Raw genomic sequence first — 25,004 nt, forward strand, 5'->3', positions numbered from 1 at the left:
GACTCCGGGCCTGCGCCTACCGTAGCAGGGTGCCACGCGGGCGGCGCGCCAGCCACCAGACGGCCGCCGCGATGATCGCGAGGCCGAGGATGCCCAGCAGCGCGTACACGTAGGCGCGTACGGACCAGAGCACACACGCCACCACGCCGGCCACGCCCCAGATCGTGAAGCGCCTCTCGCTCAGGAGGAGCCCTGCCAGCGTGAGCACCGCGAAGGCCACGAGGAGCCAGACCTGCTGGGCGTTGTCCCCCTCGAAGAGCGTCCACAGGCCCGTGAGCGTCAGGGCGCCGGAGGATCCCTCGAACCAAGCCCTGCCGACGGCCACGGAGCGTCGGACGTAGTAGCGCAGCAGGGCTATGACGGCGGCGACCACCACGTACCACTGCACGAGCCAGAAGGTGCTCGGGTCAGGGCCACCGGCAAAGACCGCGCGCTGCACAGCGGCGGTCAGGACGACCGCGCCCACCTCGACGCCGAGCCGGCGGAACCTGGGCCACAGCTCGGGTACGACGACGGCGACGAGCGCTGCGACGAGGAACGGGAGGACTACGGCGGCGGGCGCATCCCATGCCGTCGTGCCCGAGGCCGCGAGGGCCACGACTGCGGCGCCCGAGAGCGACCAACGGCGGACCGGATCGGCGGCAAACCGACCCGCCGCCCCGACGCGCTGCCCCCGGCGCCCGGGCCACCTGCCCGACCAGCGCAGCGCAACAGCTGCGGCCGCGGGGACGAGAGTTCCGGCCATGACCCGCACCGGCTCGCGCCAGACCACCGGAAGCCCATCGACGAGATCGAGCGCAATGGACGACCCGGCGGACAGGGTGAGGAGGACGCCGAGCGGGAAGGTGATCACGCTGATCCACTCAGTCGCCGTCCACACGTAGCTCGCGGCGAGAAGCACCGCCGCGGCCGCCCCGACCGCCACGCCGAGAACCCACGAGCGCTCGGGCATGGCAAGGACGACTGCGTACACCGCAAAGGCTCCAGCACCGGCCGTCCACGCCCAGGGAAGAACCTGCCCACCCCGCCGCGCGCGCGGCTCCCACCGGGCCATGCCCGCGATGTGGGCGAGCGCGACCGCGGCGAGGAGGAGCGCGGTCGACTGGCCGCTGAGCAGAGGATGGACAAGGATCTGCCCGGCCTGGAAGTGCATGCTGGGCCCGAGTGCCACGGCACCGAGAAGGAGCCCCGCGACACCCACGTACCCTGCCCTAGGGTGGCTCCGGAGCGTCGCGAGGACACTCACCACCACGAACAGCGCCTCGAGCAGGATGACCCAACGGCCGCCCTCTGGCCCCTGCCGGGCCAACAGGAGATAGCCGAGCGGCACCGCGAGCTGGCCCGCGAGGCCGCTCCAGTAGGTCGCCTCTTGGAACGGCAGCGCCGCCGTCGCGCGGGCCAGGACGCGGCGGACGACGTGCTGGAGCGCCAGCCCCACGGCGAGGACGATGCTGATCCATGTGGGCGACGCCGTGGCGTCCTGGGCCACCAGCATGGCCAGCGCCACGGGGAGGGCGCGGGCAGCCACGAGGTGCGCTCCCTTGGATGCGGCCTGGGGAGCGAGATACACCATGGCGGCCGAGAACACCGTGAACAGCGCGGTGAGGATCTCGAGGACCCGGAGGTCTCGAGCCGCGACGACGGCCATGACCGCCAGCGCCACCGGCGCGACGGCGGCCGAGGCACGCCGTAGACGGAGCGCCATCCCTGCGAGCGCCGAGGCTACGGCGAAGGCGACCACGATGATCGCGGCGAGGTGGCTGAGCGAGTCGGTCATGCCGACACCGCGGAGGCGCTCCATCGCCACCGCGGCGGTCGCAGGAAGGGCGACGCCGAGGACGACTGCCGCGTCCTCGAGCGTCCACCGGAAGCGGCGTCCCGTGCGGTGGCCCCACAGCTCGACCGCGATGGGGACGGCAACCTGTACGAGGACCACCGCGGCGAAGACGTGCACGCCCGTGATGCGCTCGCCGAAGGCCACCGGCCGCCACCCGTCGAGCTCGAGCTCTCGGAACGCACCGAGGGCCAGGAGTGTCGCGGCACCCCGGGCCAGCCAGATGTATGCCCAGCGCCGGATGGTGGACGACGCACGCCACGCGGAGATTCCGAGCACCGAGACGGAAAGGGCCAGCACCGCGTTGGAGAGCCCGCCTTCGCCGACGAGGAAGGCCTCGAGGGCAAGCACACCGAGCAGGAGGTTCGGCACGGACTCCCCCACCGCTGCCTGCGCCGGACCGCCGGTGGTGGAGCCGTCGCGATCCAGGCCGACCGGCGCCGACGGCACGAGGAAGAGCCCAGCCCAGAGGGCCACGGCACCCGCGCAGGCGACAGACACGGCAGGACCGTAGAGTGGCGACAGATGGCTCGCCGGGGCGAACAAGGTCCCACCCGCGACGCCGACTGTCGTCACGGACACGAAGGCGGTCGAGGCCAGCACCCACGTCATCGCACCCCGACGGTACTCCGGAAGCCGCGCTGCCCCCAGCACGCCTGTCCCGGCCAGTTGGGCGGCGGCTGTGGCCAGGACCGCAAACGCGACGGCCGCGACCCTGGATGAGGGGCGCGTCGAGTCGGGCAGGAGCGCCGCCACGATCGAGGGCACGGCAAGCAGGGATGCGAGCCGCGCGGCCGCAACGAAATGGATCCGTCCCCAGACGGGCAGGGAATCTTCGACCGCAGGAGCTGGCGGCCACACCGCCCTCGAGGCGAAGTAGAGGCACCCCTCCACGGCGAGGACAGCGAGGGGCCAACGGGCCAGATCGAGGAACGGCAGCACCGCGAACGCGAGGACCGGCAGCCAATCGGCCGGCGCACCCCACCGCCAGGCCACGAACTGCGCCGTGACCCCGAACACGGCCGCGGCAATGAAGAGGTAGCCGTCCGCCCCCGGAGTCGACACGGCCGAGGCAACGGCGACCAGCGCGGCCTGCACGAAGACCCCGGTCGCCTGTTCCACCCGTGCCACGCGCGGCGACAGGCCAAGCCCGGGCGCCGCCCGCCACTCGAGCGCGGCGGAGGCGAGAGTCCCCAGCGCGATCATGACGACGGCGGCCACCGCCCCGGCCGCCAGGGCGGAGTGTCCGAACCAGGTCAGCCCGGCGTCCACCGCCTGCGCCGCGCCGACCCCGGCGGCGATCGCCGACGTCGTGCGTGCGCCCCACCACGAGAGGCGTCGCATGAGCGCACGCCCGGTGAGGAACGAGGTGGCGGCAAGGTAGACGCTCATCGCCGCAACAAGGCCCGGATACTGCCAGCGGTCCAAGATTTGGACCGTGACGGTGGCGGCAACGAACGTCGATGGCACCACGTACGGGTGCAGCTGTGCGATGGGCCGGAGATACAGGGGCGGCACCCATCTGGGCTCAACGGCGGAGACCACCGCGAGGACTGCCGCGGCCCCGATGAGGGCGGCATAGTCCGCCGCGAGGGCCCCGCCGAGCACTTCCGTGCCAGACCAGGCTGTGGTGAACACGAACGTCAGGCTCAGGTAGACGAGGACCCGGCTTTCGATGCGGACGGCGGCAAAGCCGAAGGCGACGAGCCCCACCAGGCTCGTGATGAGCCACGAGAGGCTGGGCCTGTGCAGCACGACGATATCGAGGCCGAGGCCCGTGACCGGTAGGAGCGCGAGGCCCGTCCCGGCGAAGGCAACGGCCGCAGGGCGGAGCCTGGGGAACCGCGCATGGACCACCAGGCCGGCGACGTAGAACAGTGCGGTGACCCCCGCCAGCCCGGCGAGACGCAGGCCCTTGTCGACGCTGCTCGTGAGGAAGAGCGCGGCTGCCGCCACCATCAGGAGCGCAGCAGCGTACAGGGCGATGTTCGCACTCTGGATCCCGCGCCGTTCCCTGCGGCGTGCGGCCTCCTCGGCCATTTCCTCAGGAGACCGGCTGGGCATGGGCGAGGGCGCCTGGAGGCGGGGAGCCGTCGGAATGGACATCACCCGGCGGCCCGCGCGCGGCATTGCTGCCGCTCCGGGCTGGGCTGGGCCCCAGACGGTGGGCGCACCGGGCGACGCCATGGGCGGCGCTCCCGATCCGACAGCCGGCCAACTGCCTGGCACCGCGACGGCCGACGGCGCCGCCGGCGTGGGCACGGCGGCAGGGGCCTTGGGCACCACGGGCGCCGGGGCGGACGTCCGCAGGGCCTGGGCCCAACCGGCACGGTGGCCCTCGTAGTACCCAGCGCGGTGCCCTTCGAGGTATCCCGCCCGATGACCGTCCGTGTAGCCGGCCTCGTAGGGACCCTGCCCTCCTGGTGCCCTAGCGTCCACGACTGCCTCCGTCGCCTGCGGTCTGCCCGATCGGGCAACGTCTATCCGATCGGGCATCATTTATCCATTTGTCAGACGAAGAATATCGCTCCGCGCAGGCACCCCATAGAGCCGAAAGGACCCCGTCGCGGTGAAGCGACGGGGTCCTCTGGGACCAGCCCTGAAGGGCGGCAGTTCCTCGAAAGTGAGGAGACTACTTGATGATCTTGGTCACGCGGCCCGAGCCAACGGTGCGGCCACCCTCACGGATAGCGAAGCCGAGGCCCTCTTCCATGGCGATCGGCTGGATGAGCGCAACGGTCATCTCAGTGTTGTCGCCGGGCATGACCATCTCGGTGCCCTCGGGGAGGGTGATGACGCCGGTCACGTCCGTGGTACGGAAGTAGAACTGCGGGCGGTAGTTCGAGTAGAACGGGTTGTGACGGCCGCCCTCATCCTTGGAGAGGATGTAGACGTTCGCCTCGAAGTCGGTGTGCGGGGTGATGGAACCCGGCTTCACGACGACCTGGCCGCGCTCGACGTCCTCGCGCTTGATGCCGCGGAGCAGAAGGCCACAGTTCTCGCCGGCCCATGCCTCGTCGAGCTGCTTGTGGAACATCTCGATACCCGTGACCGTGGTCTTCTGGACCGGGCGGATGCCGACGATCTCGACCTCGGAGTTCAGGGCGAGGGTACCGCGCTCGGCGCGGCCCGTCACGACGGTGCCACGACCGGTGATCGTGAAGACGTCCTCGATAGGCATGAGGAACGGCTTGTCGCGGTCACGGATCGGGTCCGGAACGTTCTCGTCCACAGCCTCCATGAGCTCCTCGACCGACTTGACCCACTTGGGATCGCCCTCGAGAGCCTTGAGGCCCGAGACGCGGATCACCGGGGCGTTGTCGCCATCGAAGCCCTGCGAGGAGAGGAGCTCGCGCACCTCCATCTCGACGAGGTCAAGGAGCTCCTCATCGTCGACCATGTCGGCCTTGTTGAGGGCGACGAGCAGGTACGGAACACCAACCTGGCGGGCAAGCAGAACGTGCTCACGCGTCTGGGCCATCGGGCCGTCCGTCGCAGCAACCACGAGGATGGCGCCGTCCATCTGCGCCGCACCCGTGATCATGTTCTTGATGTAGTCAGCGTGACCCGGAGCATCGACGTGAGCGTAGTGGCGCTTCTCCGTCTGGTACTCGATGTGGGAGATGTTGATGGTGATGCCGCGCTGGCGCTCCTCAGGAGCGGAGTCGATCTGCGCGAAGTCGCGCTTCTCGTTGAGATCGGGGTACTTGTCGGCAAGCACCTTCGAAATGGCAGCGGTCAGCGTCGTCTTGCCGTGGTCAACGTGGCCGATAGTGCCGATGTTGACGTGCGGCTTAGTCCGCTCGAACTTTGCCTTCGCCACTGGTTCCTCCTAGAACTGATACAGAAGACTTGCTTCCAGCCGCGACTGTCGCAGCTGAAACTTTTGCAAGTCTACTGTGGGCTGTGTTTTTTCGTGAAATCACGCGGAAGTATACCCCCGCGCGGAGGGTGACCCACCGCCGTCGTCCGCGTTCTCCCGTGCGGGAGAGCACCCACGACGGCGGCGAGCCGCGGTCCAGAACTACTCGCCGCGCGACTTCTGGATGATCTCGTCGGCAACAGCCTTCGGGACCTCAGAGTAGCTGTCGAACTGCATCGAGTAGACAGCACGGCCCTGGGTCTTCGACCGAAGGTCGCCAATGTAGCCGAACATCTCGGACAGCGGCACGAGGGCGCGGATGACCTTGACTCCGACAGCGTCCTCCATGGCCTGGATCTGGCCACGGCGGGCGTTGAGGTCGCCGATGACGTCGCCCATGTATTCCTCAGGCGTACGGACCTCGACGGCCATCAGCGGCTCGAGGAGCACAGGGTTGGCGCGGCGTGCGCCCTCCTTGAACACCTGCGAACCGGCGATCTTGAACGCCATCTCCGAGGAGTCGACGTCGTGGTAGGCGCCATCGGTGATCGACGCCTTGACGCCGACCATCGGGTAGCCGGCAAGGATGCCGAACTGCATGGCGTCCTGGATGCCCGCGTCGACGCTCGGGATGTACTCGCGCGGCACGCGGCCACCCGTGACGGCGTTCACGAACTCGTACATCGTGCCCTCGGCGGTGTCGAGCGGCTCGAACGTGACCTGCACCTTGGCGAACTGGCCGGAACCGCCAGTCTGCTTCTTGTGCGTGTAGTCGACCTTCTCGACCTTCTTCTTGATGGTCTCACGGTACGCGACCTGGGGCTTGCCCACGTTCGCCTCGACCTTGTACTCGCGGCGCATGCGGTCCACCAGGATGTCCAGGTGGAGCTCGCCCATGCCGCCGATCTCGGTCTGGCCCGTCTCCTCGTTGTGGGAGACGGTGAACGTCGGGTCCTCGGCGGAGAGCTTCTGGATGGCCGTGGACAGCTTCTCCTGGTCACCCTTGGTCTTCGGCTCGATGGCCACGAAGATCACCGGCTCCGGGAAGGACATCGACTCGAGGACGATCGGCGCGTTGACGTCGCAGAGCGTGTCACCGGTCGTGGTGTCCTTGAGGCCGATCACCGCGTAGATGTGGCCGGCGTGGACCTCATCGACGGGGTTCTCCTTGTTGGCGTGCATCTGGAAGAGCTTCCCGATGCGCTCCTTCTTGCCCTTCGTCGAGTTCAGCACCTGGATGCCCGAGGTGGCCTTGCCCGAGTAGACGCGGATGAAGTTGAGCTGCCCGAAGAACGGGTGCGCCGCAATCTTGAACGCGAGAGCCGAGAACGGCTCGTCCTCGCTCGGCTTGCGGGTGAGTTCGATCGACTCGTCCTTGGGGTCGTGGCCGACCATGGCCGGGACGTCCAGCGGGGACGGGAGGTAGTCGATGACGGCGTCGAGCATCGGCTGGACACCGCGGTTCTTGAACGCAGAGCCACAGAAGACCGGGTAGATCTCGGAGTTGACCGTGAGCTTGCGGATGCCCGCCTTGAGCTCGTCGACCGAGACCTCTTCGCCCTCGAGGTACTTCTCCATGAGCTCTTCGGAGGCCTCGGCAACGGCCTCGACGAGGTCGGCGCGGTACTGCTCGGCCTTCTCCTGGAGGTCGGCAGGGATCTCCTGCGTCTCGTAGGAGGCACCCATGGTCACGTCGCCCTTGGCGTCGCCGGGCCATACGAGGGCCTTCATGGTCAGCAGGTCCACAACACCGATGAAGTCGCTCTCGGAGCCGATGGGCAGCTGCATGACGAGCGGCTTGGCACCGAGGCGCTTGATGATGGTGTCTACGGTGAAGTAGAAGTCGGCACCGAGCTTGTCCATCTTGTTGACGAAGCAGATGCGCGGGACGTCGTACTTGTCAGCCTGACGCCACACCGTCTCCGACTGGGGCTCGACGCCCTCCTTGCCGTCGAAGACGGCAACGGCGCCATCGAGGACACGCAGGGAGCGCTCAACCTCAACCGTGAAGTCCACGTGGCCCGGCGTGTCGATGATGTTGATCTGGTTGTTGTTCCAGAAGCAGCTCACGGCGGCAGACGTGATCGTGATGCCGCGCTCCTTCTCCTGCTCCATCCAGTCGGTCGTCGACGCGCCGTCGTGCGTCTCGCCGATCTTGTGCGTCATGCCCGTGTAGAAGAGGATGCGCTCGGTCGTGGTGGTCTTGCCGGCATCGATGTGCGCCATGATGCCGATATTGCGGACCCTGCTGAGGTCGGTAAGCACGTCGAGTGCCACGGTGTCTCCCTGTTTGTCCCTAATTGGCTGCGCGCCCGCCGCCGGCCCTCGTGGGGCCGGCGGCGAACCCTGGTCTTACCAGCGGTAGTGGGCGAAGGCCTTGTTCGACTCGGCCATCTTGTGAGTGTCCTCGCGTCGCTTCACCGCGGCGCCGAGGCCGTTGGAAGCGTCGAGGATCTCGTTCTGGAGACGCTCGGTCATCGTCTTCTCGCGGCGGGCCTTGGAGTAGCCAACGAGCCAGCGGAGGGCCAGCGCGGTCGCGCGGCCCGGCTTGACCTCGACCGGAACCTGGTAGGTCGCGCCGCCGACGCGGCGGGACTTGACCTCAAGGGTCGGGCGGACGTTGTCCATGGCCTTCTTCAGCGCGGCGACGGGATCGCCGCCCGTCTTCTGGCGCGCGCCCTCGAGGGCACCGTAGACGATGCGCTCGGCGGTGGACTTCTTGCCGTCGACGAGGACCTTGTTGATGAGCTGCGTCACGAGCGGCGAACCGTAGACCGGATCGACGACGAGAGGACGCTTCGGGGCCGGGCCCTTACGAGGCATTACTTCTTCTCCTTCTTGGCGCCGTAGCGGCTGCGTGCCTGCTGGCGGTTCTTGACACCCTGGGTGTCAAGCGCGCCGCGGACGATCTTGTAGCGGACACCCGGGAGGTCCTTGACGCGGCCACCGCGGACGAGCACGATCGAGTGCTCCTGGAGGTTGTGGCCGACGCCGGGGATGTACGCCGTGACCTCGACGCCGCCGTTGAGGCGGACACGCGCAACCTTGCGGAGGGCAGAGTTCGGCTTCTTCGGGGTCGTGGTGTACACACGGGTGCACACGCCACGACGCATGGGGCTGCCCTTGAGGGCAGGAGCCTTGGTCTTGGAGACCTTCGGCGTGCGGCCCTTACGGACCAACTGCTGAATAGTAGGCACTTTCGCTCCGTACTTTGTACTTGCGTACTTCGTTGAACTTTCGCCGACGCGGGCCCCTGTCGGGGATTCGGTAGACGCTGTCGGTTGCTTCGCACTTCCGCGGGCAACCAACCGTAGGCGTGCAAAAGTGTGGCATCCGTTGCGCACCAACCCCGCAACCCGGAAACAGGCCCCGTCATCGCCGCGCGGACGCGTCCAATCTGACGGCCTTCATCCATTGCCACACAGAAACAATCGAAGAAAGCCTATCACGGCCGTGGTCTCCGACTGAAAACGGCGCACGACGGCGGCCCTCGCCGAACGCCGTGCACTCCCTTGCCGCGGGAGCCAGCCGAGGCGAGGCGAGGCGGGCAGACGCCGGCGGCCGGCACCCCGCGAAGGGTACCGGCCGCCGTCGTGCGCACGAGGCGCGTGCGCCGTTAACGCTATGAACGCTACGAACTCAGCGGTAGTCGCCGCCGAGGTCGTAGTCGTCCAGGGGGATCGCGTGGAACTCCTGGACGCCGTCGCCGTTCAGCGGATCGTAGGCGAAGTCGCTGAACGCGCTCGGACCGGTGAAGAGCGTCGCCTTGGCCTCCTCGGTGGGCTCGACCGTGATGTCCGTGTACCGGGGAAGACCGGTACCGGCCGGGATGAGCTTGCCGATGATGACGTTCTCCTTGAGGCCCAGCAGCGGATCGCTCCTGCCCTCCATAGCCGCCTGCGTGAGGACGCGGGTGGTCTCCTGGAAGGACGCGGCCGAGAGCCAGGACTCCGTGGCGAGCGACGCCTTGGTGATGCCCATGAGCTCGGGACGGCCGGAGGCCGGCTTCTTGCCCTCGGACACCACGCGGCGGTTCTCGTCGCGGTAGCGGCGGCCCTCGGCGAGCTCGCCCGGCAGCAGGTCCGTGTCGCCGGACTCGATGACCGTGACGCGGCGCAGCATCTGGCGGACGATGACCTCCACGTGCTTGTCGTGGATGCCGATGCCCTGGCTGCGGTACACACCCTGGACCTCGTCGACGAGGAACTTCTGCGCCTCGCGCGGGCCCTGGATGCGCAGGACCTGCTTCGGATCGACCGGGCCGTTGACGAGCTTCTGCCCGACCTCGACGCGCTCGCCGTCCTCGACGAGGAGACGGGACCGGCGGGAGACCGGGTAGGCGATCTCCTCGGTGCCGTCGTCCGGCGTCAGCACGAGCCGAAGCTGCTTCTCGGTGTCCTCGACCGTGATGCGGCCAGCCGCCTCGGAGATCGGGGCCACACCCTTCGGGGTACGGGCCTCGAAGAGCTCCTGGATACGGGGCAGACCCTGGGTGATGTCCTCGCCGCCGGACGCCGAGACGGCGCCACCGGTGTGGAAGGTACGCATGGTCAGCTGCGTGCCGGGCTCGCCGATGGACTGCGCGGCGATGATGCCCACGGCCTCGCCGATGTCCACGAGCTTGCCCGAGGCCAGCGAACGGCCGTAGCACTTCGCGCACGTACCGACCGCCGACTCGCACGTGAGCACCGAGCGGACTCGGATCTCCGTGATGCCGGAGTCGATGAGCTCGTTGATGAGCACATCGCCGAGGTCGGCGCCGGCCTCCGCGAGGACGTTGCCCTCGGAGTCGGTGACGTCGACCGCAAGGGTCCGCGTGTAGGCCGTGTTCTCGACGTTCTCGTCATGGACGAGCTCGCCGTTGTGGTCCGCCGTCGCGATCGTGACCATGAGGCCGCGCTCGGTGCCGCAGTCGTCCTCACGCACGATCACGTCCTGGGACACGTCCACCAGACGACGCGTCAGGTAGCCCGAGTTGGCCGTACGGAGAGCCGTATCGGCCAGACCCTTGCGGGCACCGTGCGTCGCGATGAAGTACTCGAGGACCGAGAGGCCCTCGCGGTACGAGGACTTGATCGGGCGCGGGATGATCTCGCCCTTCGGGTTGGCCACGAGGCCACGGATGCCGGCGATCTGACGGACCTGCATCCAGTTACCACGGGCGCCAGAGGAGACCATGCGGTTGATGGTGTTCATCTTCGGGATGGACTCCCGCATGACCGCAGCGATCTCGTTGGTCGCCTTGTCCCAGATCTCGATGAGCTCGGAGCGGCGCTCCTCGTCATCGATCAGGCCCTTGTCGTACTGGCTCTGGATCTTCGCGGCACGATCCTCGTAGCCGGCCAGGATGGCCGGCTTGGCCTCGGGGACGGCGATGTCGGAGATCGCCACCGTGACGCCCGAACGCGTGGCCCAGTGGAAGCCCGCGTCCTTGAGGTTGTCGAGCGTCGCCGCGACGACGACCTTCGGGTAGCGCTCCGCGAGGTCGTTGACGATCTTGGAGAGCTGGCCCTTGTCCGCAACGGCCTCGACCCACGGGTAGTCCTCGGGCAGCGTCTGGTTGAAGACAACCTGACCGAGCGAGGTCTCCACGAGCGCCGGCGTGCCGGGCTCCCAGCCCTCGGGGGCCGGACGCTCGGCCGAGGGCACGAAGCCCTCGAGGCGGATCCGGACCTTCGAGTTGAGGTGCAGCTCGCGGGCATCGTGCGCCATGATCGCCTCGGCCACCGAGGAGAACACACGGCCCTCGCCGACGGCGCCCTCACGCTTGGTGGTGAGGTGGTACAGGCCGATGATCATGTCCTGCGAGGGCAGGGTGACCGGGCGGCCGTCCGACGGCTTGAGGATGTTGTTCGAGGAGAGCATGAGGATGCGCGCCTCGGCCTGGGCCTCGGGGCTCAGCGGCAGGTGCACAGCCATCTGGTCGCCGTCGAAGTCGGCGTTGAACGCCGCGCACACGAGCGGGTGCAGCTGGATGGCCTTGCCCTCGACGAGCTGCGGCTCGAACGCCTGGATGCCGAGACGGTGCAGGGTAGGTGCACGGTTGAGCAGCACCGGGTGCTCGGTGATGATCTCCTCGAGTACGTCCCACACCTGCGGGCGGTAGCGCTCCACCATCCGCTTGGCGCTCTTGATGTTCTGGGCGTGGTTGAGGTCCACGAGCCGCTTCATGACGAACGGCTTGAACAGCTCGAGCGCCATCTGCTTCGGCAGACCGCACTGGTGCAGCTTGAGCTGCGGGCCGACGACGATGACCGAACGGCCCGAGTAGTCCACGCGCTTGCCGAGCAGGTTCTGGCGGAACCGGCCCTGCTTGCCCTTGAGCATGTCCGAGAGCGACTTGAGCGGGCGGTTGCCCGGACCCGTCACCGGACGGCCACGGCGGCCGTTGTCGAACAGCGAGTCCACAGCCTCCTGGAGCATGCGCTTCTCGTTGTTGACAATGATCTCCGGCGCACCGAGGTCAAGCAGGCGCTTGAGGCGGTTGTTGCGGTTGATCACGCGGCGGTACAGGTCGTTCAGGTCGGACGTCGCGAAGCGGCCGCCGTCGAGCTGGACCATCGGGCGCAGCTCCGGCGGGATCACCGGAACGGCGTCGAGGACCATGCCCGTGGGCTTGTTGTCCGTGGTCAGGAACGCGTTGACGACCTTGAGGCGCTTGAGCGCACGGGTCTTGCGCTGGCCCTTGCCGTTCTGGATGATGTCGCGGAGCAGCTCCGCCTCGGCATCCAGATCGAACGACTGCAGGCGCTTCTGGATCGCCTCGGCGCCCATCGAGCCCTCGAAGTACATGCCGTAGCGGTCACGGAGCTCGCGGTAGAGCGCCTCGTCGCCCTCGAGGTCGGCGACCTTGAGGTTCTTGAAGCGATCCCAGACGGCCTCGAGGCGCTCGATGTCGGCATCCGCGCGCTTGCGGATGGTCGCCATCGTCTTGTCGGCGACGTCGCGGGCCTTCTTCTTGTCGGCTGCCTTGGCACCCTCGCCCTCGAGCTTGGCGAGGTCGCCTTCGAGGTCGCGGGCCACCGCCGCGATGTCGGAGTCGCGGGTGTCCACGAGGCGCTTGCGCTCGAGGTCGTGCTCGGCCTGGAGGTTGGGCAGCTGCTCGTGGCGGCGCTCGTCGTCGACCTTGGTGATCATGTAGGCCGCGAAGTAGATGACCTTTTCAAGGTCCTTCGGGGCCAGGTCAAGGAGGTACCCGAGGCGCGACGGAACACCCTTGAAGTACCAGATGTGCGTCACGGGCGCGGCGAGCTCGATGTGTCCCATCCGCTCGCGACGGACCTTGGCGCGGGTCACCTCAACGCCACAGCGCTCGCAGATGATGCCCTTGAAGCGCACGCGCTTGTACTTGCCGCAGTAGCACTCCCAGTCACGGGACGGGCCGAAGATCTTCTCGCAGAAGAGTCCGTCCTTCTCGGGCTTGAGCGTGCGGTAGTTGATGGTTTCCGGCTTCTTGACCTCACCGTGCGACCAGGTACGGATGTCGTCCGCAGTCGCGAGGCCGATCTGCATGAAGCCGAAGGAGGATTCGTTGGACAATGTGGTCCCTTATCTCTCGTGTCTCTAAAGTCTTTGCTGCTGCCGGTGGTGGCGGAGGGATCAGACCTCTTCGACGGAGCTGGGCTCGTCGCGGGAGAGGTCGATGCCCAGTTCCTCCGCAGCAGTGAAGACTGCATCGTCGGCGTCACGCATCTCGATCGTCGCGCCGTCGGTGGAGAGGACCTCCACGTTCAGGCACAGCGACTGCATTTCCTTGATGAGGACCTTGAAGGACTCCGGAACGCCCGGCTCGGGGATGTTCTCGCCCTTGACGATCGCCTCGTAGACCTTGACACGGCCGTGGATGTCATCCGACTTGATCGTCAGGAGCTCCTGGAGCGTGTACGCCGCGCCATAGGCCTCGAGCGCCCACACCTCCATCTCGCCGAAGCGCTGGCCGCCGAACTGCGCCTTACCACCGAGCGGCTGCTGGGTGATCATCGAGTACGGGCCGGTGGAGCGGGCGTGGATCTTGTCGTCGACAAGGTGGTGGAGCTTCAGGATGTACATGTAGCCCACCGAGACCGGGTCCGGGAACGGCTCGCCGGAGCGGCCGTCGAAGAGCTGGGCCTTGCCGGACGAGCCAATGAGCCGCTGGCCGTCACGCGTGACGTTCGTCGAGTCGAGGAGACCGGTGATCTCCTCCTCGCGGGCGCCGTCGAACACCGGCGTCGCCAGGTTCTGGTTCGGGCCCACCTCGCGCGGCATCTTCGGCAGGTTCTGGATCCACTCGGGCTCGCCCTCGATCTTCCAGCCCGTCTTGGCAATCCAGCCCAAGTGCAGCTCGAGGACCTGGCCCACGTTCATGCGGCCGGGGACGCCGAGCGGGTTGAGGACGACGTCAACAGGGGTCCCGTCCGGGAGGAACGGCATGTCCTCGATCGGCAGGATCTTCGAGATGACGCCCTTGTTGCCGTGGCGGCCGGCGAGCTTGTCGCCGTCCGTGATCTTGCGCTTGGCAGCCACGTAGACGCGGACGAGCTGGTTGACACCCGGGGGGAGGTCGTCGTCATTGTCACGGTCGAACACGCGGACGCCGATCACGGTGCCGGACTCGCCGTGCGGAACCTTGAGGGACGTGTCGCGGACCTCGCGGGACTTCTCGCCGAAGATTGCGCGCAGGAGGCGCTCCTCGGGAGTCAGCTCGGTCTCGCCCTTCGGGGTGACCTTGCCGACCAGGATGTCGCCGGCCTCGACCTCGGCGCCGATGTGGATGATGCCGCGCTCATCGAGCTGCGCGAGCACCTCCTCGGACACGTTGGGGATGTCGCGGGTGATCTCCTCGGCGCCCAGCTTCGTGTCGCGGGCGTCGATCTCGTGCTCCTCGATGTGGATCGAGGACAGCACGTCCTCGGCCACGAGGCGCTGGGAGAGGATGATCGCGTCCTCGAAGTTGTGGCCCTCCCACGACATGAACGCGACGAGGAGGTTCCGGCCGAGCGCGAGCTCGCCCTGATCCGTCGCGGGCCCGTCGGCGATGATGCCGCCGAGTTCGAGACGGTCGCCCTCGTTCACGAGCACACGGTGGTTGTAGCAGTTGCCCTGGTTCGACCGGGAGAACTTGCTGATGCGGTAGTTCGTCTCGGTGCCGTCATCGTTGAGCATGACGACGAGGTCCGCGGAGACCTCGGTGACGACGCCGGCCTTCTTGGCCACGACGACGTCGCCCGCATCCACTGCGGCGGCGCGCTCCATGCCGGTGCCAACGAACGGCGCCTCGGAACGTACGAGCGGCACGGCCTGGCGCTGCATGTTCGCACCCATGAGGGCGCGGTTGGCGTCGTCGTGCTCGAGGAACGGGATGAGGGCCGTGGCCACGGACACCATCTGGCGCGGGGAGACGTCCATGTACTCGACCTCGTCGGCCGGGACAAGCACGGGCTCGCCGCCGCCGCCGCGCTGGCGGACGAGGACCGTCTCCTCGGCAAAGGAGCCATCCTCGTTCAGGGGCGAGTTCGCCTGGGCGATCTGGACCTCGGCCTCGTCGTCGGCCGTGAGGTAGTCGACCTCGTCGCTGACGACGCCGTCGGTCACCTTGCGGTACGGCGTCTCGATGAAGCCGAACGGGTTGATGCGGCCGTACGAAGCGAGCGAGCCAATCAACCCGATGTTCGGGCCTTCAGGGGTCTCGATGGGGCACATGCGGCCGTAGTGCGACGGGTGGACGTCACGGACCTCCATGCCGGCGCGGTCGCGGGAGAGTCCGCCGGGGCCGAGCGCCGAGAGGCGGCGCTTGTGGGTCAGGCCCGAGAGCGGGTTGTTCTGGTCCATGAACTGCGAGAGCTGGGAGGTTCCGAAGAACTCCTTGATCGCAGCGACCACCGGGCGGATGTTGATGAGGGTCTGGGGCGTGATGGCCTCGACGTCCTGCGTGGTCATGCGCTCGCGGACAACGCGCTCCATACGGGACAGGCCCGTGCGGACCTGGTTCTCGATGAGCTCGCCTACGGCACGGATGCGGCGGTTGCCGAAGTGGTCGATGTCGTCGACCTCGACGCGGACGTCGACCTCCTCGCCGTCGCGGGTGCCCTTGATCGTCTTCTCGCCGGCGTGGAGCGCGACGAGGAACTTGATCATGGCGACGACGTCCTCGATATGGAGGATCGACGCCTCGGGGTCCGAGAGCGGGCGGTCGATGCCGAGCTTGCGGTTGACCTTGTAGCGGCCGACCTTGGCCAGGTCGTAGCGCTTGACGTTGAAGTACAGGTTGTCCAGAAGGGCCTGCGCGGCGTCGACCGTCGGCGGCTCGCCCGGGCGGAGCTTGCGGTAGATGTCGAGGAGTGCGTCCTCGCGCGTCTCGGTCGTGTCCTTCTCGAGCGTCGCGCGCATCGAGTCGTACTCGCCGAACTCCTCGAGGATCTGGCCCTCGGTCCAGCCGAGCGCCTTGAGCAGCACCGTGACCGACTGCTTGCGCTTGCGGTCGAGGCGGACGCCGACCTGGTCACGCTTGTCGATCTCGAGCTCGAACCACGCACCGCGCGACGGGATGATCTTCGCGGTGTAGATGTCCTTGTCGCTCGTCTTGTCCGCGGTGCGCTCGAAGTAGGCACCCGGGGAACGCACGAGCTGCGAGACCACGACACGCTCGGTGCCGTTGACAACGAACGTGCCCTTGTCGGTCATGAGCGGGAAATCACCCATGAAGACGGTCTGCTGCTTGATCTCGCCCGTGTTGTTGTTCATGAACTCGGCCTTGACGTACAGCGGGGCCGAGTACGTAGCGTCCCGGTCCTTGCACTCCGCCATCGTGAACTTCGGGTCGGCGAACTCGGGATCGGAGAAGCTCAGGGACATCGTGCCCTGGAAGTCCTCGATCGGGGAGATCTCCTCGAAGATGTCGGCAAGGCCGGACGTCGTCGCCACACTGTCATCGTTCTTCGCCTGGGCCTCGACAACGCGGGCCTGCCAGCGCTCGTTCCCTACGAGCCAGTCGAAGCTCTCGGTCTGGAGGGCCAGAAGATTCGGAACGTCCAGCGGTTCGTGAATCTTTGCGAATGAGAGCCGACGGTTTGCACCGTCGGTGGTAGCGGTTTGGGTTTCAGAGGTGCTCGAGGCGACCAAGAGGGATCCTTCCACAGACCTTCAGGATTGTCCGCACCCTCCCCAGACAAGGCAAGACCCACCCAACTTGTTCAGTTGACCGTGATTGCCGTCCCGAGAGCCCACCGCTATATGAAGGCAACGGTTAAAGGGAGAACGCAAAGAATCACCATACCGCAGATGGGCGCACGTGTCTACCGCAGACTCCGTCCCCGGTCAAGTGTCTCCTCGGAGACGACCCCGGAGGGGCAATCTCAACGAGTCGCCGGAGGCAAACCGCGAGCAACACTGTACACCCGGGGGACAGGCCGCGAGCGGGTGCGCCGATAGCGCGGGTGCGCCGATAGCACAGAGGTATCACAGAGGGATGCGCCGGTCGCAGAGAGGTGGTTGGGCTGTAGCCTGATGCACAGGAGATCAAAGGAGAGATCCATGAGCAACGGTGCTTCCGGCAACAATGATGTTGTCATCCTGTCCGCCGCGCGGACCCCGCTGGGTCGGCTCAACGGGCAGCTCGTCTCGTTCAGCGCGGTGGACCTCGGGGCTCACGCCATCACCGCGGCGATCGCCCAGGCGGGCATCGGAGCCGACGCGGTCGACGCCGTCATCATGGGCCAGGTCCTGCAGGCCGGTGCAGGCCAGAACCCCGCCAGGCAGAGCGCCGTCGCCGCGGGAGTGGGCTGGAACGTCCCGTGCGTGACCATCAACAAGGTGTGCCTCTCGGGGCTCACCGCAGTGATCGACGCCGCGCGGCTCATCCGCTCGGGCGAGGCGACGGTCGTCGTGGCGGGCGGTCAGGAGTCCATGTCCCGCGCGCCGCACGTCCTTCCCGGCTCCCGCCAGGGCTGGACCTACGGAACTGTCGGCGCGCTCGACGTCGCGGCGCATGACGGCCTCACGGACGCCTTCGACGGACAGTCCATGGGCCTGTCCACCGAGGCGAAGAACCTGACCCTCGGGATCGACCGCAAGTCCCAGGACGAGGTCGCGGTGGCCTCGCACGTGCGCGCCGCGATCGCGCAGAAGGAGGGCGTGTTCGAGGGCGAGATCGCGCCCATCGTTGTGAAGCAGCGCAAGGGCGATCCGATCACGCTGACCGAGGACGAGGGCGTCCGCCCCGGCACCTCGCTCGAGACCCTCGCACCGCTGAGGGCGGCCTTCGCCTCCGACGGCACGATCACCGCAGGCAACTCCTCTCCCCTCTCCGACGGCGCCGCGGCCCTCGTGGTGACGACCCGCGCCTACGCCGAGGAGCACGGGCTGCCCTGGCTCGCCGTGGTGGGGAAGCCGGGCCAGGTTGCCGGCCCCGACAACTCGCTGCACTCGCAGCCTTCCCACGCCATCCAGCAGGCGCTCTCGCGTGCCGGGTGGACCACTGAGGACCTCGACTTCATCGAGATCAACGAGGCCTTCGGCTCCGTGGCCGTGCAGTCCCTCAAGGACCTGCACTACTCGCTCGAGAAGTGCAACATCCACGGCGGCGCGATCGCACTCGGCCACCCGATCGGCGCCTCTGGGGCCCGGCTCGCTGGCCACGCGGCCCACGAGCTCGCCCGCCGCGGTTCGGGCAAGGCCGCCGTGTCGCTGTGCGGCGGCGGCGGTCAGGGCGAGGCGCTCCTCCTCTACAGGGACTGACCCGTGAACGACGACGACGTGGCGCACGACGGCGCCGGGCCGGGTGCGGCTCGAGGCGCGGCTCCCGCGCGGGGTGCGGGACCGGCGTCGGGCGCCCCCGGCGATGGCGAGCCCACCGATGGCCATGCGCGATTCCTCGCCGACGCCAAGGCGCGCGGCGTCGAGGTCGAGGTGGCCGAGAGGGGCCGGGCGCACAGCCTCGAAGAGGCGGCCGCCAATCTGGGGATCGAGCCACGGGACATCGTGAAGTCGCTCGTGGTGAAGCGCTCGGACGGCTCGTTCCTGTTCGCGCTGATTCCCGGCGACCGGCAGATCTCCTGGCCCAAGCTCCGAAAGCTCGTCGGCGTCAACAAGCTGTCCATGCCTCCGGCCGGGGTGGCTCTCGAGGCGACGGGCTACGAGCGCGGCACCATTACCCCGCTCGGGTCTACGACCGCGTGGCCGGTGTGGGCGGACTCGTCGATCTCGGGGCGCATCTCGCTCGGCGCAGGTGTCCACGGGCGCAGTGCGTTCGTCGATTCGGGGCAGCTGTTCGCAGCCCTCGGGGCGTCCGTCGCGGACATCAGCGACCCCGCCTGACGCCCGCTCCGACAGCTGGCGCCGCAGCGCACCGTTCGTGAACGATCCCTTCCACACGGAAGAGGCCCCGCATCCGTCGTAGACGGTTGCGGGGCCCTTCGCAGGAGCCGGGGCTCCGGGTGAAGCGGGGAACCTACTTGAGGGTGACCCTGGCACCGGCGGCCTCGAGGACCTCCTTGGCCTTCTCGGCAGCTTCCTTGGTCGCGCCCTCGAGGACGGCCTTGGGGGCGGCGTCGACGAGGTCCTTGGCCTCCTTGAGACCGAGGGACGTGAGGGAGCGCACCTCCTTGATGACCGCGATCTTCTTGTCGCCAGCAGCCTCGAGGATGACGTCGAAGGCAGTCTGCTCTTCCTCGGCAGCAGCCTCGGCGCCGCCGGCGGGGCCCGCGACGGCAACCGCAGCAGCGGTGACCTCGAAGACCTCCTCGAACTTCTTCACGAACTCGGAGAGCTCGATGATCGTGAGCTCCTTGAAGGCCTCGATCAGCTCGTCCTGGGTGAGCTTCGCCATGATTGGCGTCCTTTCGCTAGGTGGTGCTCCGCCGTCGTGCAGCGGCGCACCGAGAGTGGGGGTGGGTGGAAGAGAATCAGTTCTCTTCGGCGGGGGCCTCGGCGGCGGCCGGAGCCTCAGGTGCTTCGGCCGGAGCCACAGCCTCCTGCGCGGTGGCCTCCTCAGCAGCGGGAGCGTCGGCGGCAGCCGGAGCGCCACCCTCCTCCTCGAGCTTGAGACGCAGTGCGTCGATGGTGCGCGCAGCCGCGGCCATGGGGGCCTTGAGGATGCCGGCAACCTTGGCGAGCTGCAGCTCGCGGGACTCCAGTGCCGCAAGGGCAGCAACGGCGCTCGCGTCGAGCGCCTTGCCCTCGAAGAAGCCGGTCTTGATGACCAGCTGCTTGTTGTCCTTGGCAAAGTCGGTCAGGCTCTTGGCAGCCGCAACGGCGTCACCCTTGATGAACGCAATCGCGGTCGGTCCGGCAAGCTGGCCGTCGAACGCATCGACGCCGGCCTCCTTCGCGGCGATGGCGGTCAAGGAGTTCTTGACGACCGAGAACTTGTTCTCGGTGCCGAGCGAACGACGCAGCTTCTTGAGCTGGGCGACGGTGAGCCCGCGGTATTCGGTCAGGACTGCAGCGTTCGACTCCTGGAAATCCTTGGTGATCTCCTCGACAGCTGCCACCTTGTTAGGCGTTGCCATAACCCTCCTTCCGGGGAACAGTGCCGGTGGGGGCGGTCCCGGGAACGTGAAACGCCCCGCGCAGATGCACGGGGCGTGGCATTCGGGCTTGTAGGCCGCGAGCGTTCGCTCAGTTCACCTGCGCAGGCCGCCCCATGCTCGGGGACCTTCGGTGGAGACGCGTACCGCTTATCGGCACGCACCATCCATCGACCGGCGGTCTTTGGTCCTTCAACAGTACGCGACGATGCCCAGCACGCCAAATCGAAGCGCGTCCGATCAGGCGGGCTGGACCGGGGCCGGGCGGAGGGGGCCCGAGAGGCGGACCGGGCTACGTTCCGCCGCCCGGGACGCGCACGACGTCGGTGACTCACCGGCGGCGACCAGCCCGCCGACGTCGTGCGTCGCGTGAGGTGTCAGGCCGGCGCGCGTCCTGCCGCAGCCTGCGCGCGCCTGCGGCCCATCAAGAGGGCCAGGACAAGTGCCACCAGGGCAGTCGCGGCCAGAAGCAGCAGCCCGATCGCGTAGGAGTGCTCCTGGGCATTGTACGTGGCACCCATGACGAGCGGCGGGAAGTAGCCGCCCAGTCCGCCCGCAGCGCTCACCACGCCCGTCACGGCGCCGACAGTTCCGGGAGGGGCCTGCTTGCCGACCCATGCGAACACGCCGCCCGTGCCGAGCCCGAGGGATGCGGCCATCGCAAGGAACGTGAGTCCGGTGGCGACCTCTCCGGAGGGCTGGGAATTCACGACGAACGCGAGGCCAGAGACGCCGATGAGCGCAACGACCACGACCAGCTTCGACCCGATCCGGTCGGCGATGATCCCGCCGATCGGGCGGGCGATGACCGCCGCGAGCGCGAAGCCTGCCGTGCGCGTGCCGGCCGAGGTGAGGTCGAAGCTGTAGATGTCCCGCAGGTAGGTGGGAAGGTACGTGCTGAAGGAGACGAACCCGCCGAACACCACGGCGTAGAGGAAACAGAGCTGCCACGTGACCGCCATCTTCGCGGCGTTCACGAGCTTGCCGAAGCTCCCGGAGGTGACCGGTGTCCAGGTCGGCGATTCGCGCATGAAGAAGAACACGACCGCCGCCATGATCAGGAGGAGGGCAGCAACGATGATGTGGGTCTGCCAGTACCCGATCGAGGTGACCAACCGCGGCGTCAGGAACGCCGAGAGCGCCGTGCCTCCCATGCCCATCCCGAAGATCCCTGTTGCGAAGCCCTGTCTGCTCTTCGGGTACCACGCCGCAGAGAAGGGGATGCCGGCCGTGAACACTGTGCCCGCCACTCCGAGGAAGAAGCCGACGACGAGCAGGAGCGCATACGACTTCAGGCTGCCCGCGAGCGCGATGAGCAAGACGAGGGGTGCAGTCAGCAGAAGGATGACGGTCAGGAGCCGCCTTCCACCGAACTTGTCGGTCAGAACACCCACGGGCACGCGGCCTACCGCGCCGACGAGGACGGGCATGGCAACGAGTGCACCCGTCTGCGCCGCGTTGAGTCCCAGATCATGCGCATAGCGCGTGCCGAGGGGCGCAATCACGGTCCAGCCCCAGAAGCCCACCACGGAGGCCAGGGTCGCGAGAGTGAGGTTGCGGGCGGCCCCCGGGTGGGATGCCGCGGGATCACCCGTGGCGGCTGCCGCAGGGCCGGCAGCTCGGCGGGATCTAGGGTCGGGTGCGGTGCTCACGGGTCCTCCTGGCCTGGGGATGGGTGCTCAGGTGCTCAGTGCTGCTTGGCTCAATGGTCGCGGTCACGCGTGCCGGTGGTCTCCCAGCCTCGGCGAACCTCGCGGGCGCCCGGCGCCGCGCCCTCGTCGCGCGTGCGGTAGACGATGTAGGGACGGAACAGGTAGTGGAACGGTGCCGTCAGGGCGTGCACGAGCCGCGTGAACGGCCACATCGCGAACAGGATCATTCCCACGACCGTGTGCCACTTGAACTCCATCGGCGCGGCAGCCATCGAGGCGACGTCCGGCTGCAGCACGAAGAGCGATCGGAACCAGGGGCTCACGGTCTCGCGGTAGTCGAAGGCCGTGTTGGAGGGCTGCGCGGCGCTCACGAGGGTGGTCCACACACCGAGCGCGATGGCCCCGACGAGGAAGACGTACATCGCCTTGTCGTTCCGGGTCGTGGCCATGAACACCGGGCCGGTCCGCCGTCGGCGGATGACGAGCAGGACAATGCCCAGCAGCGTCGAGACGCCCGCGATGAGGCCGACGGAGAGCGCGAGGGCGTGGTACAGCGCCTCCGACATGCCCACGGCATCGGTCAAGGACTTCGGGATCACGAGTCCCACGAAGTGCCCAGCGACGACGAACACGAGGCCGTAGTGGAACATCGGCGAGGCGATCCGGAGGAGTCTGGACTCGTACAGCTGGGACGAGCGCGTGGTCCAGCCGAACTGGTCGAACCGGTAGCGCCAGATACTGCCGCCGATGAGGATCAGCACCATGAGGTACGGGGCAACGCCCCACAGCAGGACGTCCATCAGTGCGCTCCTTGAGTCACAGTGCGGCCGCTCCGGTTCTGCGGCGGCGTGGCCTCCGCAAGCGGCAGGAGCCGGGGGTCGAAGGGCTCGAGGCCCACCTGCTCGACGGGCGGGCCCGCGAGCGCCATGGCCTCTGCACGGCTCGTGGGCGAGGGGCCCGGCAGCGTGCCGCAGACCGCCTCGAGGACGGGCGCATAGACGGGCGCATCAGCGGCCAGCTCGATCCGCAGCAGCTCGAGGCTCGCGCGGTACTCCGCAAGGAGCGAGCGGCCGACTGCATAGTCCACCCGCGCGGTGAACTCGAGGACGAGCGGAAGGAAGTCGGGGAGTTCACCGCCGAGGTCCACGAGCCAGCCGCTGTCGCGGTACCGCTGCTTGAACCGCCCGAGGGTCTCTCCGCGGCGGCGCGTGTCCCCGTCTGTCCAGTAGGAAAGGTGCAGGGCGTGCCGTCGCGAGAGGTCGAACGTGTCCACGTAGCGGCGGCAGGCGACCGGCTCGTCGTCGTCCGCTATCTGAGCCGCGGTCGCCTCAAGGAGCCGCGGCAGCGGACCAGCCTGCTCTGCGAGCGCGGCCCGCAGCGTGGGGAGCAGTCCGCGGACCCGCACGTCCGGATAGTCGAGGAGTACGGCGGCCGCTGCGTACAGGACACGGTTGCGCGGTTCAGTCCCCCGCATCGCCGCCCCCGTTCGTCGGGAACAGGCCGTCCGGCACACCGCGACCGTCCCAGTTCAGCAGGTTGACGCGCCCGCGCAGGGAGCCCGGCTGCGCCTCGCCTCCCGACGTCTGACGCTGCTTGAGCGCGTGGAAGGTCTCGACCGCCACCGGTACGGGCTTGCCGCTGCCCTCGCCGAACACGTCCGACGGGTACATTCCGGGGCCGTCCTCGAAGTCGAGGGAGCAGCCCATCTCCTCGAGGTTGTGAGCCTGCTCGACGTGGGCCTTCGGGATCACGTAGCGATCGCTGTACTTCGCGATCGCCATGAGCCGGTACATCTCCTGGATCGTCTGTCCATCCAGCCCGACGCCCTCGGCGATCGACTCGTCGGTGCCTGTCCCGAGCGATATTCCGCGCATGTAGGCGCGCATCGCGGCGAGGCGCCGCAGCACGCCGTCGATGATGCCGGTGTCTCCCGCGGTGAACAGCTCGGCGAGGTACTCGGAGGGAATCCGGAGGGCGTCGATGGCTCCGAAGAGGGTACCGGCGTCTTCCGCATCGTGGCCCTGGCTGCTGAGGAGGTCCACGATCGGGGACAGCGGCGGGATGTACCAGACCATCGGCATGGTCCGGTACTCGGGATGCAGCGGCAGGGCCACTTGGTAGACCTTGGCCAGCTTGTAGATCGGCGAGCGCCGAGCGGCGTCGAGCCAGTCCTCGGGGATCCCGTCGCGGCGGGCCGCTGCAATCACGTCGGGGTCGTTCGGATCGAGCAGGAGGTCGAGCTGGGCGCGGTAGAGGTCCTTCGGATCGGGGGTCGACGCCGCCGCGGTCACCGCGTCGACGTCGTAGAGGAAGATGCCGAGGTACCTCAGGCGGCCCACGCAGGTCTCGGAGCAGACGGTCGGCAGGCCGATTTCAATGCGCGGGTAGCAGAACGTGCATTTCTCGGCCTTGCCGCTCTTGTGGTTGAAGTACATCTTCTTGTACGGGCAGCCCGTGATGCATTGGCGCCAGCCACGGCAGCGGTCCTGGTCCACCAGCACGATCCCGTCCTCGGCCCGCTTGTAGATAGCCCCTGAGGGGCACGAGGCCATGCAGGAGGGGTTGAGGCAGTGCTCGCAGATGCGCGGGAGGTAGAACATGAACGTCTGCTCGAACTCGAACTTGATCTTCTCGTTCGACTCCCGGCGGAGCTTCTCAACGATCGGATCGAGTTCGCCGTTCTGCATGGAGCCGCCGAGATCGTCGTCCCAGTTCGCACTCCACGTGATCTTCGTGTCCTCGCCCGTGATGAGGGACTTGGGCCGGGCCACCGGGAAGTCATCGCCGAGCGGGGCCTCGATGAGCGTCTTGTAGTCGTAGGTCCAGGGCTCGTAGTAGTCCTTGAGCTCGGGTTGGACCGGGCTCGCGAAGATCCCGAGGAGCTTCTTGACCCGGCCCCCGCCCTTGAGCCGGAGGCGTCCGCGCCGGTTCAGTTCCCACCCGCCGCGCCAGCGCTCCTGGTCCTCGTACCTGCGGGGGTAGCCCTGACCAGGGCGGGTCTCGACGTTGTTGAACCACACGTACTCGGTGCCCGCGCGGTTGGTCCAGGCCTGCTTGCAGGTCACCGAGCACGTGTGGCACCCGATGCACTTGTCGAGGTTCATCACCATACCCACTTGGGCCATGACCCTCATGAGACTGCCTTCCGGTGG

Annotated in this window: 16 protein-coding genes; 3 read left to right on the forward strand and 13 right to left on the reverse strand. The window is 67.8% G+C overall.

What is annotated here, in order from left to right:
• Nucleotides 1-16: 16 nt before the first annotated feature.
• Nucleotides 17-3,874, reverse strand: a complete 3,858-nt coding sequence (locus tag AB5L97_RS13875) for a hypothetical protein (RefSeq protein WP_369045083.1) — start codon at nt 3,872-3,874, stop codon at nt 17-19.
• A gap of 58 nt (nt 3,875-3,932) precedes the next feature.
• On the opposite strand from AB5L97_RS13875, the gene AB5L97_RS13880 reads away from it, so the two are divergent.
• Nucleotides 3,933-4,178, forward strand: coding sequence for a hypothetical protein (locus AB5L97_RS13880; protein WP_369045084.1), 246 nt, complete (start codon nt 3,933-3,935; stop codon nt 4,176-4,178).
• Between the two features lie 288 nt (nt 4,179-4,466).
• Here the strand turns inward: AB5L97_RS13880 and tuf are convergent, their stop codons facing one another.
• The 6 genes from tuf to rpoB form a co-directional block, all read right to left on the reverse strand.
• Entirely contained in the window at nt 4,467-5,657 is a 1,191-nt protein-coding gene (gene tuf, locus AB5L97_RS13885; RefSeq protein WP_307955630.1) for an elongation factor Tu, read from the reverse strand.
• Nucleotides 5,658-5,858: 201 nt separating this feature from the next.
• Nucleotides 5,859-7,973 carry an elongation factor G gene (gene fusA, locus AB5L97_RS13890; protein WP_307955629.1) on the reverse strand — a complete coding sequence of 705 codons (2,115 nt, stop codon included), beginning with the start codon at nt 7,971-7,973 and terminating at the stop codon, nt 5,859-5,861.
• Between the two features lie 75 nt (nt 7,974-8,048).
• Nucleotides 8,049-8,519 carry a 30S ribosomal protein S7 gene (gene rpsG, locus AB5L97_RS13895; RefSeq protein ID WP_307955628.1) on the reverse strand — a complete coding sequence of 157 codons (471 nt, stop codon included), beginning with the start codon at nt 8,517-8,519 and terminating at the stop codon, nt 8,049-8,051.
• Nucleotides 8,519-8,893 (reverse strand): 30S ribosomal protein S12, encoded by a 375-nt coding sequence (gene rpsL / locus AB5L97_RS13900; RefSeq protein ID WP_043119407.1) that lies wholly within the window; start codon nt 8,891-8,893, stop codon nt 8,519-8,521. Before rpsL ends, rpsG begins: the two co-directional genes overlap by 1 nt.
• Before the next feature lie 442 nt (nt 8,894-9,335).
• Complete coding sequence (locus AB5L97_RS13905) at nt 9,336-13,235, reverse strand: DNA-directed RNA polymerase subunit beta' (RefSeq protein WP_307955627.1); 3,900 nt, start codon at nt 13,233-13,235, stop codon at nt 9,336-9,338.
• A gap of 60 nt (nt 13,236-13,295) precedes the next feature.
• Complete coding sequence (gene rpoB, locus AB5L97_RS13910) at nt 13,296-16,796, reverse strand: DNA-directed RNA polymerase subunit beta (RefSeq protein ID WP_307955626.1); 3,501 nt, start codon at nt 16,794-16,796, stop codon at nt 13,296-13,298.
• A gap of 411 nt (nt 16,797-17,207) precedes the next feature.
• Between rpoB and AB5L97_RS13915 the strand changes: the two genes are divergently transcribed.
• Complete coding sequence (locus AB5L97_RS13915) at nt 17,208-18,410, forward strand: acetyl-CoA C-acetyltransferase (protein ID WP_307955625.1); 1,203 nt, start codon at nt 17,208-17,210, stop codon at nt 18,408-18,410.
• A 3-nt stretch (nt 18,411-18,413) separates the two neighbouring features.
• Nucleotides 18,414-18,989 (forward strand): aminoacyl-tRNA deacylase, encoded by a 576-nt coding sequence (locus AB5L97_RS13920; RefSeq protein WP_369045085.1) that lies wholly within the window; start codon nt 18,414-18,416, stop codon nt 18,987-18,989.
• Nucleotides 18,990-19,122: 133 nt separating this feature from the next.
• Here AB5L97_RS13920 and rplL read toward each other — a convergent pair whose 3' ends face one another.
• The 6 genes from rplL to narH form a co-directional block, all read right to left on the reverse strand.
• Nucleotides 19,123-19,500: a 50S ribosomal protein L7/L12 gene (rplL, locus tag AB5L97_RS13925; RefSeq protein WP_307955623.1), complete on the reverse strand. Its 378-nt coding sequence runs from the start codon at nt 19,498-19,500 to the stop codon at nt 19,123-19,125.
• Nucleotides 19,501-19,576: 76 nt separating this feature from the next.
• Nucleotides 19,577-20,182: a 50S ribosomal protein L10 gene (rplJ, locus tag AB5L97_RS13930; protein WP_369045086.1), complete on the reverse strand. Its 606-nt coding sequence runs from the start codon at nt 20,180-20,182 to the stop codon at nt 19,577-19,579.
• Between the two features lie 395 nt (nt 20,183-20,577).
• A complete protein-coding gene (locus AB5L97_RS13935) occupies nt 20,578-21,729 on the reverse strand; it encodes an MFS transporter (RefSeq protein ID WP_369045087.1) in 1,152 nt (383 codons plus the stop codon).
• A gap of 173 nt (nt 21,730-21,902) precedes the next feature.
• Nucleotides 21,903-22,652, reverse strand: coding sequence for a respiratory nitrate reductase subunit gamma (gene narI / locus AB5L97_RS13940; protein WP_307955621.1), 750 nt, complete (start codon nt 22,650-22,652; stop codon nt 21,903-21,905).
• The gene (narJ, locus tag AB5L97_RS13945) at nt 22,652-23,326 is read right to left on the reverse strand and encodes a nitrate reductase molybdenum cofactor assembly chaperone (RefSeq protein ID WP_369045088.1); all 675 of its coding nucleotides are present in this window, start codon (nt 23,324-23,326) and stop codon (nt 22,652-22,654) included. The genes narI and narJ overlap by 1 nt, the downstream gene beginning before the upstream one ends.
• The gene (gene narH / locus AB5L97_RS13950) at nt 23,313-24,986 is read right to left on the reverse strand and encodes a nitrate reductase subunit beta (RefSeq protein ID WP_307955619.1); all 1,674 of its coding nucleotides are present in this window, start codon (nt 24,984-24,986) and stop codon (nt 23,313-23,315) included. The genes narJ and narH overlap by 14 nt, the downstream gene beginning before the upstream one ends.
• Nucleotides 24,987-25,004 lie beyond the last annotated feature (18 nt).

Source organism: Sinomonas sp. P10A9, assembly GCF_041022165.1.
Lineage (GTDB): Bacteria > Actinomycetota > Actinomycetes > Actinomycetales > Micrococcaceae > Sinomonas > Sinomonas puerhi.

What these genes read in the sequence shown, in the direction of transcription:
- rplJ (WP_369045086.1), bottom strand. Translation starts at nt 20,182, where the DNA reads ATGGCAACGCCTAACAAGGTGGCAGCTGTCGAGGAGATCACCAAGGAT.
- AB5L97_RS13880 (WP_369045084.1), top strand. Translation starts at nt 3,933, where the DNA reads ATGGACATCACCCGGCGGCCCGCGCGCGGCATTGCTGCCGCTCCGGGC.
- narJ (WP_369045088.1), bottom strand. Translation starts at nt 23,326, where the DNA reads ATGCGGGGGACTGAACCGCGCAACCGTGTCCTGTACGCAGCGGCCGCC.
- AB5L97_RS13915 (WP_307955625.1), top strand. Translation starts at nt 17,208, where the DNA reads ATGAGCAACGGTGCTTCCGGCAACAATGATGTTGTCATCCTGTCCGCC.
- narH (WP_307955619.1), bottom strand. Translation starts at nt 24,986, where the DNA reads ATGAGGGTCATGGCCCAAGTGGGTATGGTGATGAACCTCGACAAGTGC.
- AB5L97_RS13875 (WP_369045083.1), bottom strand. Translation starts at nt 3,874, where the DNA reads ATGGCCGAGGAGGCCGCACGCCGCAGGGAACGGCGCGGGATCCAGAGT.
- rplL (WP_307955623.1), bottom strand. Translation starts at nt 19,500, where the DNA reads ATGGCGAAGCTCACCCAGGACGAGCTGATCGAGGCCTTCAAGGAGCTC.
- rpsG (WP_307955628.1), bottom strand. Translation starts at nt 8,519, where the DNA reads ATGCCTCGTAAGGGCCCGGCCCCGAAGCGTCCTCTCGTCGTCGATCCG.
- narI (WP_307955621.1), bottom strand. Translation starts at nt 22,652, where the DNA reads ATGGACGTCCTGCTGTGGGGCGTTGCCCCGTACCTCATGGTGCTGATC.